This is a genomic window from Bacillus sp. z33 (assembly GCF_058313615.1).
Genome location: NZ_JBZFQN010000001.1, coordinates 942,637 through 958,870, shown reverse-complemented (window position 1 = coordinate 958,870; position 16,234 = coordinate 942,637). Strand labels below are relative to the sequence as shown.

Annotated in this window: 12 protein-coding genes and 1 pseudogene; 12 read left to right on the top strand and 1 reads right to left on the bottom strand. The window is 38.7% G+C overall.

Annotation, left to right across the window (positions count from 1 at the left end; translation table 11 throughout):
• Positions 1-38: 38 nt before the first annotated feature.
• The 6 genes from ahrC (at position 39) to AC4G3L_RS04435 (ending at position 6,765) form a co-directional block, all read left to right on the top strand.
• On the top strand, positions 39-488 hold the full coding sequence (gene ahrC / locus AC4G3L_RS04460) for a transcriptional regulator AhrC/ArgR (RefSeq protein ID WP_491075763.1): 450 nt from the start codon (positions 39-41) through the stop codon (positions 486-488).
• A gap of 18 nt (positions 489-506) precedes the next feature.
• The gene (gene recN / locus AC4G3L_RS04455; RefSeq protein WP_491075762.1) at positions 507-2,219 is read left to right on the top strand and encodes a DNA repair protein RecN; all 1,713 of its coding nucleotides are present in this window, start codon (positions 507-509) and stop codon (positions 2,217-2,219) included.
• A gap of 180 nt (positions 2,220-2,399) precedes the next feature.
• Entirely contained in the window at positions 2,400-3,686 is a 1,287-nt protein-coding gene (spoIVB, locus tag AC4G3L_RS04450; RefSeq protein ID WP_491075761.1) for a SpoIVB peptidase, read from the top strand.
• Between the two features lie 253 nt (positions 3,687-3,939).
• On the top strand, positions 3,940-4,731 hold the full coding sequence (gene spo0A, locus AC4G3L_RS04445) for a sporulation transcription factor Spo0A (protein ID WP_491075760.1): 792 nt from the start codon (positions 3,940-3,942) through the stop codon (positions 4,729-4,731).
• A gap of 443 nt (positions 4,732-5,174) precedes the next feature.
• On the top strand, positions 5,175-5,900 hold the full coding sequence (locus AC4G3L_RS04440) for a glycerophosphodiester phosphodiesterase (RefSeq protein ID WP_491075759.1): 726 nt from the start codon (positions 5,175-5,177) through the stop codon (positions 5,898-5,900).
• A 502-nt stretch (positions 5,901-6,402) separates the two neighbouring features.
• A complete protein-coding gene (locus AC4G3L_RS04435; RefSeq protein ID WP_491075758.1) occupies positions 6,403-6,765 on the top strand; it encodes a DUF4181 domain-containing protein in 363 nt (120 codons plus the stop codon).
• A 338-nt stretch (positions 6,766-7,103) separates the two neighbouring features.
• On the opposite strand, the gene AC4G3L_RS04430 is transcribed toward AC4G3L_RS04435, so the two are convergent.
• Positions 7,104-7,352, bottom strand: a complete 249-nt coding sequence (locus AC4G3L_RS04430) for a DUF2627 family protein (protein ID WP_491075757.1) — start codon at positions 7,350-7,352, stop codon at positions 7,104-7,106.
• A gap of 147 nt (positions 7,353-7,499) precedes the next feature.
• On the opposite strand from AC4G3L_RS04430, the pseudogene AC4G3L_RS04425 reads away from it, so the two are divergent.
• The 6 genes and pseudogenes from AC4G3L_RS04425 (at position 7,500) to AC4G3L_RS04400 (ending at position 16,115) form a co-directional block, all read left to right on the top strand.
• Positions 7,500-9,563, top strand: a pseudogene (locus tag AC4G3L_RS04425) (sigma-54 interaction domain-containing protein).
• Positions 9,564-10,001: 438 nt separating this feature from the next.
• Positions 10,002-11,099: a branched-chain amino acid dehydrogenase gene (gene bcd, locus AC4G3L_RS04420; RefSeq protein WP_491075756.1), complete on the top strand. Its 1,098-nt coding sequence runs from the start codon at positions 10,002-10,004 to the stop codon at positions 11,097-11,099.
• 241 nt (positions 11,100-11,340) lie between these two features.
• Positions 11,341-12,762 carry a dihydrolipoyl dehydrogenase gene (gene lpdA, locus AC4G3L_RS04415; RefSeq protein ID WP_491075755.1) on the top strand — a complete coding sequence of 474 codons (1,422 nt, stop codon included), beginning with the start codon at positions 11,341-11,343 and terminating at the stop codon, positions 12,760-12,762.
• A gap of 34 nt (positions 12,763-12,796) precedes the next feature.
• On the top strand, positions 12,797-13,801 hold the full coding sequence (locus AC4G3L_RS04410) for a thiamine pyrophosphate-dependent dehydrogenase E1 component subunit alpha (RefSeq protein WP_491075754.1): 1,005 nt from the start codon (positions 12,797-12,799) through the stop codon (positions 13,799-13,801).
• A gap of 3 nt (positions 13,802-13,804) precedes the next feature.
• Positions 13,805-14,788: an alpha-ketoacid dehydrogenase subunit beta gene (locus AC4G3L_RS04405; RefSeq protein ID WP_491075753.1), complete on the top strand. Its 984-nt coding sequence runs from the start codon at positions 13,805-13,807 to the stop codon at positions 14,786-14,788.
• 28 nt (positions 14,789-14,816) lie between these two features.
• Positions 14,817-16,115 carry a dihydrolipoamide acetyltransferase family protein gene (locus AC4G3L_RS04400; protein ID WP_491075752.1) on the top strand — a complete coding sequence of 433 codons (1,299 nt, stop codon included), beginning with the start codon at positions 14,817-14,819 and terminating at the stop codon, positions 16,113-16,115.
• The last annotated feature ends 119 nt before the right edge of the window (positions 16,116-16,234 follow it).

The window sequence follows — 16,234 nt, the reverse complement described above, 5'->3', positions numbered from 1 at the left end:
TTAGGAATGGAAGGCATTATATTGAGGAGTGTCAGTCAATGAATAAAGGACAAAGACATATAAAAATACGTGAAATAATTACAAATAATAATATTGAAACACAAGATGACTTAGTGGACATTTTAAGAGCGGAAGGGGTAAATGTTACGCAGGCCACTGTGTCAAGAGACATAAAAGAACTGCACCTGGCAAAAGTTCCAATGCAGGATGGCCGCTATAAATACAGTTTGCCGGCAGATCAGCGTTTCAACCCTTTGCAAAAACTTAAACGAGCTTTAGTTGATGCGTTTGTGCGCATTGACTCAGCCAATAACTTATTAGTCATGAAAACTTTACCTGGTAATGCCCAGGCAATTGGTGTTTTAATGGACAATCTCGATTGGGAAGAGATACTTGGAACGATTTGTGGAGATGATACTTGCTTAATTATTTGCAAAGATGCAAAAGATGCTGAAATCATATCAAAACGTTTTCTGGATATGCTTTAAGAAAGTTGGGATGAACAGATGTTATTGGAACTCTCCATACGTAATTTCGCCATCATAGAATCACAGGTACTTTCATTGGATAAAGGACTGACTGTACTTACCGGTGAAACAGGTGCCGGTAAGTCCATTATTATCGATGCAGTGCAACTATTGGCCGGAGGTCGCGGATCGTCTGAATTTATTAGACATGGTGAAGAGAAAGCAGAACTGGAAGGCTTGTTTCAACTCCCGAACGACTTGCATCCAGCCATACAGAAAGCGAAGGAATTTGGCATCGAGACGGAAGAAAATACAATCATTATAAGAAGGGATATGTATACTTCAGGGAAAAGTGTATGCCGGATTAATGGGAAAATGGTCACAATCTCCACCTTAAGAGAGGTAGGGAGAAAATTAATTGATATCCATGGACAGCATGAACATCAAGAGTTAATGGATCCAGATTTTCATCTTCCGTTATTAGATCAATTTGGCGAAAGAGATATTAAACAATCCCTGACAGAATATCGTAAGCTTTATAAACAATATAATGAGACAAGGCAACAAATGAAGAAATTAAGTGAAAATGAGCAGCAAATGGCTCATAGACTTGATTTAATCCAATTTCAATTTGAGGAAATTCAAAAGGCTGAACTCGAGTTGGATGAGGAAGAGAGATTAGTTGAAGAAAAGCAAAAACTCAGTAACTTTGAAAAGGTTCATCAAAGTTTACATAATTCTTATATGTCCTTAAATAATGAAAATGGGGGACTGGATTGGGTTGGAAATGCGATGACTGACCTGGAAGGAATCGAAAATCTTGATGAACAATATAAAGAGTTATCTGAATCCGTTAAAAATGCATTCTATATTCTCGAGGATGCAAAAACTTTAATCCGCTCACAACTGGATTTGCTGGAATTTGATCCAGAAAGACTTCATGATATTGATGCCAGGCTTAATGAAATACATCATTTAAAACGTAAATATGGTAAGTCGATACGGGATATACTAGAGTACAGTGCCGCAATTGAAGAGGAAATTGACACGATTTTAAATCGGGAGACTCATCTCGAAAAATTAAAGAGCCAGCTTTCCGCTTTAGAGAAAGAAGTTATTCTGGAAGGTGAAAATCTTTCAGAGTTGAGACATAAGTATGCATGTCTTTTAACAGATGCAATCCATCGTGAACTGAAAGAACTTTATATGGATAAAGCTGTATTTGAAGTGTATTTTCATCACTCCGGGCAAAATCATTCCGAAACAATAGGAGAGAATGGGTTGGATCAAGTGGAATTTTATATTTCTGCCAATCCTGGTGAGCCTGTTAAGCCGCTTTCCAAAACTGCCTCAGGTGGAGAATTGTCACGGATTATGCTGGCAATCAAGAATATTTTCTCTCAACATCAGGGAATCACTTCCATTATTTTCGATGAAGTAGATACAGGAGTCAGCGGCCGTGTTGCACAGTCGATAGCTGAAAAGATTTATCGAGTTTCGGAAGGTTCACAGGTTTTATGTATCAGTCATTTGCCACAAGTGGCAGCAATGGCAGACATCCATTTGTTTATTTCTAAGGAGATTGCAGGAGGACGAACAAAAACAAATGTAAAACCGCTCAAAAAAGAGGAACGTGTAAAAGAAATAGGTCGTATGATTTCGGGTAAAGAATTAACAGCTTTAACAGAAGAACATGTTAAAGAAATGCTGGATTCGGCTGATCAAATTAAATACACTATTGGAGCAAACTGAGGATTAATCTCCTCAGTTTTTTCATTTTATTGTAGCCTTATTAAAGTTATCTTAGGTAAATATTTTACCATTGTTATTACTATCCATTATGGGTAGCTTTTTATTTTGTTCTTTTGTTATAAAGTCAATCGCTCTCGGCAAAATTATAAGGGTAGCCATAGAAACGAGGAGAGTGAATGGATGAAATCGATCTCAACAAGAAAATATTTCGGTGTATTTCTCCTTGTTTCGCTGTTAGCCATTATTTTTAGCCACCCAATGCAAAAATATTTTGAAATTCCCACCAAACTAACCTTATTTGAAGGTCAAAATAAATCATTTGAAAAAAGTCAGTTTTTAAAAGCAGAAGTGGTCTCTGCAAACTCTGGGGTTTTAATTGAAAATCGTTCCACAGCTCTAAGGATTAAGGGCTCCAAAAGTGGTAATAATCAAGTTGTTTTTAATATTGCGGGGATCCCTGTTAAAAAAGTTGATATTGAAGTATTACAGGATTTTAAAGTGATACCGGGAGGACAATCAATTGGTGTTAAATTAAATACTTTAGGTGTCCTTGTAGTTGGCCATCATCAAATAGCAACGGAGAAAGGTAATCTTTCACCTGGTGAAATTTCCGGTGTGCAAGTTGGTGATATTATTACAGCCATCAATGGGAAATCGATTACTAAGATGCAGGATGTTTCCCCTTTTGTTCAAGAATTTGAGAAGAATAATAAACCATTAATTGTGGATATATTTCGCGATAATGTGAAGCTGACTAAACAATTATCTCCCTTAAAGGATAGGAATGAGAAGGTTTTTAAATTGGGTCTTTATATTCGGGACTCAGCAGCAGGTATTGGTACGATGACCTTTTACCATCCTCAAACAAGAAAATATGGAGCTTTAGGTCATGTTATTTCAGATATGGATACAAAAAAGCCAATTGTAGTGAAGGATGGTCAGATTGTAAAATCAACTGTTACTTCAATTGAAAAAGGCAGCAATGGGAATCCTGGTGAAAAGTTAGCTCGTTTTGCAGCTGACCGGGAAATTATCGGGAACATTAACCGAAACTCTCCATTTGGCATATTTGGACGGCTAAATCGGCAAGTGGACAATGGAATAAATAATTCACCAATGCCAATTGCTTTATCAAATGAAGTGGAGGAAGGGCCAGCCGAAATCTATACAGTAGTGGATGGAAATAAGGTAGAGAAATTTGATATTGAAATAATCAGTACGATACCACAAAAGTTTCCAGCTACTAAAGGCATGGTCCTTAAAGTCACGGATAAAGAATTATTAAGCAAGACTGGCGGCATTGTCCAAGGAATGAGCGGAAGCCCGATTATTCAAAATGGAAAGGTTATTGGTGCTGTTACACACGTTTTTGTCAATGATCCAACAAGCGGGTATGGTGTTCATATTGAATGGATGCTTAATGAAGCTGGAATTGATATCTATCAACAGGAACAAGAAGCAGGTTAATTCAGCCTGCTTTTCCTTATTTAGTGTAATAAAAATAAAATACAGAAGTCTCGACAATTTGCGGGAAAAACCCGCAGCATAAGATGAAAACAGTCGAAAAAAAGAGGAATCAGGAGCAAAACTTGTAATAATAAATAATTTTAAGCATTTTTTAATTTTTCACTGCTTTTTATATTGCAATGTCGAATTTCTCAGTTAGAATTAATAATAGTAATGTTAGAAAATAAAGGAAATGTCTGAGGAGGATATCTGGTTGAAAAAAATAAAAGTATGTATCGTTGATGACAATCGTGAACTTGTCGCTTTATTGGAAGAGTATATATCAGAACAGCCGGATATGGAAATTATAGGAGTTGCACATAATGGACAGGATTGTTTAAGTATGCTGGAACAACAAACTCCAGATGTTCTAGTACTTGATATCATTATGCCGCATTTGGATGGTCTGGCCGTTTTGGAGCGAATTAAGGATTCTCAAAAAGGAACGAGTGTTCCAAATGTCATCATGTTAACTGCTTTTGGCCAGGAAGATGTTACAAAAAAAGCGGTTGAACTGGGAGCATCCTATTTTATTCTTAAACCATTTGATATGGATCATCTTGTCAATCATATCAGACAAACAGGTGAAAAGGGTGCGGGTATAGCAAGATCAAGCACATATACACCACGTCAGCCTTCTGAATCAAAGCCTATTAACCTGGATGCAAGTATCACCAGTATCATTCACGAGATTGGTGTACCAGCGCATATTAAAGGTTATATGTATTTACGTGAAGCTATTTCTATGGTTTATAACGACATTGAACTGCTTGGTTCGATTACAAAAGTCCTTTATCCGGATATCGCCAAAAAATTTAACACAACTGCTAGCCGTGTGGAACGTGCCATCCGCCATGCGATTGAGGTGGCTTGGAGCAGAGGCAATATTGAATCCATATCCTCATTATTCGGTTATACAGTCAGCATGACAAAAGCGAAACCTACAAATAGTGAGTTCATCGCAATGGTCGCAGATAAACTTCGCCTTGAGCATAAAGCTTCTTAATGGCTTTCATGCCTCTATATTTTTAATATGAGAGAGGCAGGATTTTGTAAGGTATGATTATTTTATAATATAATATACGATTATCCAGTTCATAATAATGAAAGAGGTATCTGTGAAATGACATCCTCATGGATACTTCTTATCTTCCTATCATCAGCCCCGAATTACTGAATTATTACTTGCATATGTCAACCGCAAAGTTTTTGCCTTAGTCTCTTAGCCGAATGCCCCCCTAATTATATTGTGCCATCAAACAGTGTTATTGGTCTGATACAAATATTAATTAATACAGCCGATTAACTTCATAACTAATGAACAACAACCTTCCCTATTTCTTAATATTTGGAACGTAAGCTTGCCGAATATTGTCTTAGAAGATGAATGCTTTAAATAGACTATTATAGGGAATAGGTATCTATATGTATGAAGCGGAGGTATGAATCTTGACATTAATTTTTGGACACAGAGGGTATGCTGCCGTATATCCTGAAAACACCATGATTTCTTTTATAGAAGCCTACAATACAGGCGCAGATGGAATTGAATTAGATGTACAATTAACAGCCGATGGAGAGCTTGTTGTGATCCATGATGCAACGGTTGACCGTACGACGGACTCAAAAGGATATGTCCGTGATTTTCCTCTTCAAGAGATTAAAAAGTTCAATGCAGCCAACAACTCCAAAACAGTGGAATTTGCGAGTATACCAACCCTTCGTGAAGTAATGGATTGGTTAGCTACGAATGAATTGCTATTGAACATAGAATTAAAAAATGGGGTAATTCCTTATCAGGGAATGGAAGAGAAAGTAATCGAAATGATTCGGGAATATGGTATGGAAAAAAGAACGATTTTATCTTCGTTTGATCATTACAGTATGGTGTATTGCCATCGTTTAGCTCCTGAGATTGAAACAGCACCATTATACTCGGATGGGCTATTTATGCCCTGGATTTATGCAAGTTCGATAAAAGCAAAAGGAATTCATCCTAAATATAGGGCCGCTCCGAATGAAATCATTGAGGAATCCATGAAAGCAGGAATAGCTGTCAGGCCTTATACAGTCAATCGCAAGGGCGATATGAAGCGATTGTTTAAGGTGGGCTGCACTGCATTTATTACGGATGATCCGGACACGGCCATTCAGATTAGAAAACAATATCAATAATTTCATCTACCTCATTTTAAAAGTTGGGATAATTATCCAATATTAATAAAAAGAGATGATGAAATTGAAATGATACAGCACCGACTGGGGTTATACCCAGTCTTTTTTTATTTTATTCCAAAACAAGGAAAGACGGCTATTACTCATTGTTCTAATAAGTTTAGATAATACGCGGACTCGGACTCCCCTTTTTCACGTATTAGATTTAAAGAAATATGCCCTCTTTAAGAATCTTTTATTTTATTAAAAGATTGCAGATCGTAAATGTTAATGAGGAATAGGCCAAGGAATACAGAAAGTGTATAGGAATAGTATTATTTTTAATACCATTTATTGAATGGTAATTTTTTATTAAAAAGGACAAAGATTTAGTAGATAAGAATGCCATTTCTTACATTCGTAAAATCTCAAAAAGTTGTGGGAAGATTGTGAAGGATTAGTGGTTGTACACACCGAATAAAAGATTAAAGTACTTATAATCTGATGAATGAGAGGGATAATTGTGAAGTGGTTGGGAATTTTAGTTGTTCTCATTGTAATAATATTTTTAGTAGAAAAAAGCGCCCAAAAATTCCTCGGTATAAAGAAACAAGACATTTCTGAAACGCCTGGTAAAAACATTGATAATTGGGGAAGAACGATCCTACTTATTCTTTTTTTTGTCGCCTATCTCATTGCGCTTGCAGTGGAGTCAGAATCATTACTGAAATGGCTTTGGTTTGTATTTATGATAGTGTTAACATGGTTTCAGGCTATACTGGAATGGAAGTATTTAAAAGAATCAAACCAGTACATTTTGACACTTATAAGTTCGACGATAATAGCTATTATTATTTTTTTCTATATTATTATTTTTTATAGTTAAAAGGAGATTTGGCTTTGTCAAGCACGTTATATCAGTCGATTCAGCAGTTTTAATAACTATAAGCAATTTTTTGGTTTACATATGGGGGCATAATTGCAATTGTTAGTTAAGTGAAATGTTTGGTTAGAGGGTTATATCTTATAAGCAGGATACAGAATCACCTATCTACACTTATGCTTAAAAGGTAAAGTTGCAGAGGCTTACAGAAGGTACGTAGAAGAGGGCCAATAAAAAGACAGCACTTCATGGGTAGTGACCCCTAAAAGTTAGTTTTTTTTACTCTAACTCTTGGGGTACGGCACCCATTATGTGCTGTCTTTTTTACGTATCTCCATTCTTCACTTACGTACAGATTTTTCATTAAATCGTTTCTGGACTTTATTGCGTTTTCGATCACGGTAAAAAACGAATCCGGCAATAAAAGAAAGTCCGCCAATAAATAATAGCAATCCCAGTAAAAATTGAAGCCAGAGGGCAGGAAGCATAGGAGAGAGTCTGCCAAAAATCATATCTCTCATCCATTTGATTCCAAGTGCTGTAAGAAGACCTGGTATTAACAATAGCGCAAAGGCGAATATCCGTTGCAATTCATCACGTCCTGATTAGGTATTTTCTACCTTCAACTTTATAAAATATAGAAAATTTGTCAAGTTTATTCAAATCACTTATGATAATAGAAACCGTGAAAACATTTTCATGATTCTGAACTCTCTCTTCGGAAGGAGGAAATCGCCTTGCAAACAGTCGTGATCATTGGTGCTGGTATGGGTGGGTTATCTATATTAAAAATTTTGCTGGATTCAAAAGATTATCAGGTAATTGGGGTCGTTGACCGTTATCAGGATGCCGCTGGCCTACAATTGGCTAAGAAAAGACAAATAAAAACAGGCAGTGACTGGATCGGTTTTTTAGATAGTAACCCTGATATTGTTATTGAAGTGACAGGGAATGAGCAGGTTTATCAAGAAATAGCCCGATACAAAAGGAATAATACTCTTTTGGTTCACGGACAAATTGCCTTCCTGTTAGCTAACCTTATTCAGGAAAAAGAAATTCTGATTAAGAAATCGAAAGAAGAGGCTTATTTGCATGAATTAGTTTTGAATGCAACTGATAATGGCATGGTACTTATTAATCCGGAAGAGAGAGTTATTTTTTATAATCAGGCTGCTGCAACAATCACTGGTGTAGCTAGGGAAAGAGCAATTGGGCAGCACATACATAAAGTGATCCCTGCTTCTGGTCTTCCTAATATCCTCATATCAGGAAAAACAGAAAGCAATCAACGGGCTCACCTGGAGAAAGATTTAGATATCATTACAACAAGAATGCCTATATTTAATGAAAAAGGCGATTTACTTGGTGCTCTGGCTGTATTTAAAGGTATTACTGAATTTACAAGTTTGGCAGAGGAAATTACAAATTTAAAACATATTCAAAACATGCTTGAGGCGATTATTCACTCGAGTGAGGATGCGATAACTGTAGTAGATGAGGATGGAAAAGGAATCTTAATTAATCCTGCCTATACCCGAATCACTGGATTAACAAAAGAAGATGTCCTCGGTAAACCTGCAACGGCAGACATTGCAGAGGGGAAAAGTATGCATATGCAGGTATTAAGGACGAAAAAACCAGTTCGTGGCGTACGAATGAAGGTTGGGTCTTCAAATCGGGATGTTGTGGTCAATGTGGCACCAATCATGGTAAATGGGGATTTAAGGGGGAGTGTTGGTGTCATCCACGACCTTTCTGAAATACAAAGCTTAACACAGGAATTGAAAAGAGCAAGACAAATCATAAGAAATCTGGAAGCAAAATATACGTTTGATGATATTATTGGCCAATCAAAAGAAATGAGATGGGCTATGGAACAGGCGCGCTTATGCGCCCGTACGCCTGTTACTGTATTGCTGAGAGGTGAATCGGGTACTGGGAAGGAACTGTTTGCTCATGCAATCCATAACGCAAGTGATCGAAAATATAATACATTCATTCGTGTAAATTGTGCTGCAATATCGGAATCTCTTTTGGAAAGTGAGTTATTTGGTTATGAAGAAGGAGCCTTTTCAGGTGCTAAGAGAGGCGGAAAACGCGGGTTATTTGAGGAAGCGAATAATGGCAGCATATTTCTTGATGAGATTGGCGAGCTATCTCAAAATATGCAGGCAAAACTGCTTCGTGTATTATAGGAGAATGAAATAGTCCGTGTAGGAGGGACAAAGCCTGTATCAATAAATGTCCGTGTCATAACAGCGACCAATGTGAATCTTGAGAAGGCAATTGCGAACGGAACTTTTAGGGAGGATTTATATTACCGCATTAACAGAATGCCTATTTTTATTGAACCATTAAAGGAACGGAAGGAAGACATTCCGCCATTATGCGCTCACTTAATCAAAAAATTAAATTTGGAGTATGGTCGTAATATTGAGGACATAAGTGGTGAAGCACTGATTATGCTACAGGAATATGATTGGACCGGTAATGTAAGGGAATTGGAAAATATATTGGGCCGGGCTATTATTTTTATGGAAGTTCATGAGAAAATTATACAAAAGAGACATTTTCCAGAAAAATCATTGAAAACGAATGAAGTATCCTCAACCAATATAATGGAAAATAGAGTACCCCTGAATGAGAAACAAAGTTTGGCAGAACAATTGCAGGAAGTGGAAAAAAGGATTATTAGGAGCACATTAGAAAAGCATAATGGAAATAAAACAGCCGCCAGCCGTGATCTGGGTTTATCGATTCGTAATTTTTATTATAAATTACAAAAGTTTGATCTTGTATAAATTTGCATGCTGAACTTTGCGTATATGCAATTTTTTGCATGGATTTATTGCGATAAATAATTTGAATGATTAGATAATCAAGAAAAGTTAGTTTGGCACGATTCTTGCATTAATAGTTAATGGACAGACCAGCCACTGGATAGAGGAGAAAATATCTCGAATGGGTTTAAATGAATCCTAGTTGTTTGTAGCAATTAAACATCATGATCTGTAAAAGCCAATAAAAGTGGATAGATATCTTTACATATTTTACGATGATGTAAGGAGTCGTCCATATAATTCCTTGGTGTGCAGTAAATCTTTAATCGGTCTGGTCCCTCTAGTTGAACCTGTGTGTTTAATCAGTCCAGCTAATCAGCTTCATTCTTTTTCCATAATAGGTTAAAGAAACTAGTGAAATATAACTTTGGATAGATAATAGAGAGGGGAAAAGAAAAAATGGAAATTTTTAAATATATGGAGCAGTATGATTATGAACAATTGCTTTTTGTACAGGATAAACAATCTGGATTGAAAGCTATTATTGCCATACATGATACCACCCTTGGCCCTGCACTTGGCGGTACAAGAATGTGGACTTACGACACGGAGGAAGCTGCGATAGAAGATGCTCTTCGATTGGCGAAGGGGATGACGTACAAAAATGCCGCTGCAGGCCTGAACCTTGGCGGAGGTAAAACAGTCATTATCGGGGATCCGCGTAAAGATAAGAATGAAGAAATGTTCAGGGCTTTTGGACGTTATATTCAGGGATTGAATGGAAGATACATTACGGCAGAAGATGTTGGGACAACAGTAGCTGATATGGATATTATTCATGAGGAAACAGATTATGTAACGGGAATCTCCCCTGCGTTTGGTTCATCAGGGAACCCGTCTCCTGTAACCGCTTACGGTGTATACAGGGGGATGAAGGCAGCGGCGAAAGAGGCTTTTGGATCCGATTCACTGGAAGGAAAAGTGATAGCTATTCAAGGTGTGGGAAATGTAGCCTACAATCTTTGCAAGCATCTTCATGAAGAGGGTGCACAATTGATAGTGACAGATATTAATAGAGAATCAGTGAATCGAGCCGTGGAGGATTTTGGTGCAAAAGCAGTGGACCCTGCTGATATTTACAGTGTTGATTGTGATATTTATGCCCCATGTGCGCTCGGTGCGACAATTAATGATGAAACCATTTCGCAAATTAAGGCACGAGTAATTGCTGGTGCAGCCAATAATCAATTAAAAGAAACGCGTCACGGAGATGCTATTCATGAGATGGGTATTGTCTATGCTCCTGATTACGTCATTAATGCAGGTGGTGTTATTAATGTCGCGGATGAATTATATGGGTATAACCAGGAACGGGCAATGAAAAAGGTAGAAGGCATCTACAACAATATTGAAAAAGTGATTGAGATTGCTAAGAGAGACGGGATTCCAACTTATGTTGCTGCTGACCGTATGGCTGAGGAAAGAATAGAAAAAATGAAACAATCCAGAAGCCAATTTTTATTAAACGGCCGTCATATTTTAAATCGTCGCCGTTAAGCAAACAAGGAAGGAGAGTCCGTATTTTTATATATTTACGGACTCTTGTTTTCTTTTGGGGAAATTCATGAGATAGATTTGGTTCCAGCCGGGTCTTCTATGTAATTTTTCTTAGGTAATTCTACCTATGTGGTAGGACAAGCAGTAGATACGTATAAGAGTTTAAAAGAAAGCGCTTCTCTTTTAGAGAAAATAAAAGATAAACGTATTGAATATAAAAAGTTAGGATGTGGATTTAAAAGTGGCAACGGAATATGATTTAGTCATTTTGGGCGGCGGAACCGGCGGCTATGTAGCGGCTATTCGAGCTTCACAGCTCGGTTTAAAAACAGCGATTGTCGAAAAAGGGAAATTAGGCGGAACATGTCTGCATGCCGGATGCATTCCATCAAAAGCACTATTACGCAGTGCTGAGGTCTATCAAACGGTTAAACATGCAGCTGAGTTTGGAGTGGAGGCATCAGAGCCCCGCTTAAATTTCCTTAAAGCACAGGAGAGAAAAGAAAGAATCGTGGCACAACTGCATAAAGGCGTGCACCATCTAATTAAACAAGGAAAAATCGATATATATGAAGGGTATGGGCGTATTTTAGGACCCTCTATTTTTTCACCGATGCCGGGGACCATTTCTGTAGAGATGAATAATGGAACGGAAAATGAAATGTTAATACCGAAAAATGTCATAATTGCTACAGGATCAAGGCCGAAATCCTTGCCAGGTTTAAAAGTTGACGGTGACTTTGTTATGTCTTCAGATGAAGCTTTACAGTTAACCGAACTACCGTCTTCCTTACTTGTTATTGGAGGTGGGGTCATAGGCGTCGAGTGGGCATCTATGATGGCGGATTTTGGAGTGGATGTAACAATTCTTGAGTATGCTGAGCGCATTATACCAACAGAAGATAGAGATATTTCAAAAGAGATGCAACGGCTCTTGAAGAAAAAAGGGATTAAGATTCTAACCCATGCAAAAGTGAAGCCTGAAACACTGCGAACTGAACAGGGGGTATCCATCTCTGCCGAACGGAATGGGAAAATGGAAGAATATCAGGCAGAAAAAATCCTTGTTTCTGTAGGCAGACAGGCAAATGTAGAGGGTATTGGCTTACAAAATACAGATATTAAGGTCGAAAAGGGTGTAATAGCGGTTAATGAGTTTTATCAAACAGAGGAATCGCATATTTATGCCATTGGTGATGTTATTGGAGGTTTGCAATTGGCACATGTGGCAAGCCACGAGGGAATCACGGCGGTAGAGCATATCGCAAATGAAAATCCGCACCCCCTCCAATATGATTTAATCACAAGATGTATATACAGCAGTCCCGAAGCAGCAAGTGTGGGGATTACAGAAGAAGAGGCTATTCAGCGCGGCCATAAGGTAAAGGTGGGGAAATTCCCATTCAAGGCGATTGGCAAGGCATTGGTCTTCGGAGAATCGGACGGCTTTGTGAAAATGATATCCGATAAAGAAACGGATGATCTGCTTGGTGTACATATGATTGGTCCACATGTTACAGATATGATTTCTGAGGCCGGCTTGGCCTTGGTTTTAAATGCAACGGCTTGGGAGGTAGCAGAAGCTATTCATCCACATCCTTCATTAACAGAAGCGATTGGGGAAGCAGCTTTGGCTGTTGATGGTAAAGCACTTCATTCTTGAAAAATATAGAACGAACAAAGAGGAGGTTTAATTAATGACAAAAAGTAAGCATGAGGCCCTTGGTTTAACAGATGAAACGGTAGTGAAAATATATGAAACAATGCTGTTGGCACGGCGCATAGATGAAAGAATGTGGCTATTAAACCGTTCAGGTAACATTCCGTTTGTTATTTCATGCCAGGGTCAGGAAGCAGCTCAGGTGGGAGCGGCGTTTGCCCTGGACAAGAATAAGGATTATGTGCTGCCATATTACCGCGATATGGGGGTCGTTCTAACTTTTGGAATGACACCTACTGAACTGATGCTGTCAGGGTTTGCTAAGCAAGAAGATCCAAATTCAGGGGGCAGGCAGATGCCTGGCCATTTTGGACAGAAGAAAAATCGGATCGTAACCGGATCATCACCGGTAACCACTCAAGTTCCGCATGCAGTCGGAATTGCATTGGCTGGAAAGATGGAAAAGAAAGATTTAGTGACATTTGTAACCTTTGGTGAGGGGTCATCAAATCAGGGAGATTTTCACGAAGGAGCCAATTTTGCCGGTGTACATAAACTTCCGGTTATTTTCATGGTTGAAAATAATAAATATGCCATATCAGTTCCGATTGAAAAACAATTAGCTTGTGAAAAGGTTTCTGATCGAGCAATTGGATATGGAATGCCGGGTGTTACCGTAGACGGAAATGATCCGCTTGAAGTATATAAAGTCGTCAAAGAAGCTGCAGACCGTGCTCGGCGCGGGGAAGGCCCTACTTTAATTGAGGCCATCTCCTACCGTCTTACTCCACATTCAAGTGATGATGATGATCGCAGCTACCGTGCTCCAGATGAAGTGGCTAAAGCAAAAACGAACGATCCAATTATCACATTTGGGGCTTATTTAAAGGAAATCGGCCTTATGGATGATGGGAAAGAAACGGAAATCAATGATCGAATCATGAAGATAGTGAATGAAGCAACAGATTACGCTGAAAATGCTCCATATGCAAAAGCGGAAGACGCTTTGAAATTTGTGTATGCTGAGTCGAAAGGAGAGTAAACGATGCCTGTCATTTCATATATCGATGCGATAACTATGGCGATGAGAGAAGAAATGGAACGTGATGAAAAAGTTTTTATTCTTGGTGAGGATGTAGGAAGAAAAGGAGGAGTTTTTAAGGCGACAAACGGGCTGTACGAACAATTTGGAGAAGAGCGTGTGATTGACACTCCTTTGGCAGAATCGGCTATCGCAGGTGTGGGAATCGGAGCAGCCATGTATGGTATGAGGCCGATTGCAGAAATGCAATTTGCGGATTTTATTATGCCGGCAGTAAACCAAATCATTTCTGAGGCAGCAAAAATCAGATATCGTTCCAATAATGACTGGCATTGTCCAATTGTCATTCGTGCTCCATACGGCGGCGGAGTACATGGCGCCTTGTATCATTCTCAATCAGTAGAGGCTATCTTTGCCAATCAGCCTGGATTAAAAATTGTTATGCCATCCACCCCCTATGATGCAAAAGGACTTTTAAAAGCAGCGATTCGTGATGAAGATCCTGTTCTTTTCTTTGAACATAAACGAGCCTACCGTCTGATTAAAGGACAGGTTCCAAATGATGACTATGTATTGCCGATTGGCAAAGCAGATGTGAAAAGAGAAGGCGATGACATTACAGTTATTACCTATGGATTATGTATTCACTTTGCCCTTCAGGCAGCCGAAAAATTGGCTAAGGATGGAATCTCCGTTCATGTTCTTGATTTAAGAACGGTCTATCCACTCGATAAGGATGCGGTTATTGAGGCTGCTTCTAAAACTGGTAAAGTTCTTTTAATTACAGAAGATACGAAGGAAGGGAGCATTATCAGCGAGGTTGCAGCCATTATTGCAGAGAACTGCCTTTTTGATTTAGACGCCCCTATTAAACGTTTGGCTGCGCCTGATGTACCGGCCATGCCTTATGCACCGACTATGGAAAAATATTTTATGGTCAATCCTGAAAAGGTAGAAAAAGCAATGAGAGAATTAGCAGAATTTTAAACTAAAACGGGGAAGGAGACACACACGAATGCCAATCGAACAGATGAAAATGCCTCAACTTGGGGAAAGCGTAACAGAAGGGACAATCTCTACTTGGCTCGTAAAACCAGGTGATCGGGTAAATAAATATGATCCGATTGCTGAAGTAATGACGGATAAAGTGAATGCTGAAGTTCCGTCTTCCTTTACAGGATTGATTGAAGAACTGATTGCAGCAGAGGGGCAAACAATTCCAGTTGGAGAAGTGATGTGCAGTATTCAAATCGAAGGATCGGGAAGTGGAGCAAAAGAGACAGCCAGGGAAGCGAAGACAGACTTTGTGGAGAAAGACAAAACATCCATCCAGACTGATCAATCCAATAAAGGACGATATTCACCGGCAGTATTAAAATTATCCCAGGAACATGGGATTGACCTTGGAAACGTGATCGGAAGCGGTACTGGCGGTCGGATCACCCGTAAAGATATTTTAAACGTGGTTGAGGCTGGTACGGATGTTCAAAATGCAAGTACAACAGAAAAAGACGAACCGGAGACCCGTGCTGAGCAGTCATTGAAATCTAAAATCTCCTCTGAAACAGTCGGAAAGCAGGAAGCAAGCATAAATGATTCGGTGGTAGAGAAAGGGGATTTGGCTATTCCGGTAACAGGGATCAGGAAAGCAATCGCACAAAACATGCTGCGTTCCAAGCAGGAGATTCCACATGCGTGGACAATGGTCGAAACAGATGTAACCAATATGGTTCAATACCGGGATTCTTTAAAGAATGAATTCAAGAAAAGAGAAGGTTATAACCTCACTTATTTTGCCTTTTTTATAAAGGCAGTTGCCCAAGCATTAAAGGAATTTCCTGAAATCAATTCCATGTGGGCCGGGGATAAAATTATCCGTAAAAAAGATATTAATATTTCAATAGCCGTGGCGACAGACGAGGCCTTGTTTGTCCCAGTTATTAAGAATGCGGATGAAAAAACGATAAAAGGAATAGCGCGTGAAATTAATGAATTGGCAGAAAAGGTCCGTACCGGTAAATTGAGATCTGAGGATATGAAGGGTGGTACCTTTACTGTTAACAATACCGGCTCATTCGGTTCCATTCAATCAATGGGGATTATCAATCACCCACAGGCTGCAATTCTTCAAGTAGAATCGATTGTAAAAAAACCAGTTGTCATGGAGGGAAACATGATTGCCATCCGTGATCGAGTAAATCTATGTCTTTCATTAGATCACCGTGTTCTTGATGGATGGGTTTGCGGAAGATTCTTAGCCAGAGTGAAAGAAATTCTTGAAAACATTACAAGTGATCATACACCGATATATTAATTGGAAGAAAGAAGGCCCACAGTTATGTGGCTCTTCTTTTTTCATTGAATCATTTCCCGAGAAATAAATGACTGAATGAATCGGAACTGCCGAAAAAAGCCTCATTAATTGGAAAGGAT

Bases quoted from the DNA above. Each gene is read 5' to 3' on its own strand.
- AC4G3L_RS04410 (WP_491075754.1), top strand. From the start codon at position 12,797: ATGACAAAAAGTAAGCATGAGGCCCTTGGTTTAACAGATGAAACGGTA.
- AC4G3L_RS04405 (WP_491075753.1), top strand. From the start codon at position 13,805: ATGCCTGTCATTTCATATATCGATGCGATAACTATGGCGATGAGAGAA.
- AC4G3L_RS04400 (WP_491075752.1), top strand. From the start codon at position 14,817: ATGCCAATCGAACAGATGAAAATGCCTCAACTTGGGGAAAGCGTAACA.
- recN (WP_491075762.1), top strand. From the start codon at position 507: ATGTTATTGGAACTCTCCATACGTAATTTCGCCATCATAGAATCACAG.
- bcd (WP_491075756.1), top strand. From the start codon at position 10,002: ATGGAAATTTTTAAATATATGGAGCAGTATGATTATGAACAATTGCTT.
- spoIVB (WP_491075761.1), top strand. From the start codon at position 2,400: ATGAAATCGATCTCAACAAGAAAATATTTCGGTGTATTTCTCCTTGTT.
- ahrC (WP_491075763.1), top strand. From the start codon at position 39: ATGAATAAAGGACAAAGACATATAAAAATACGTGAAATAATTACAAAT.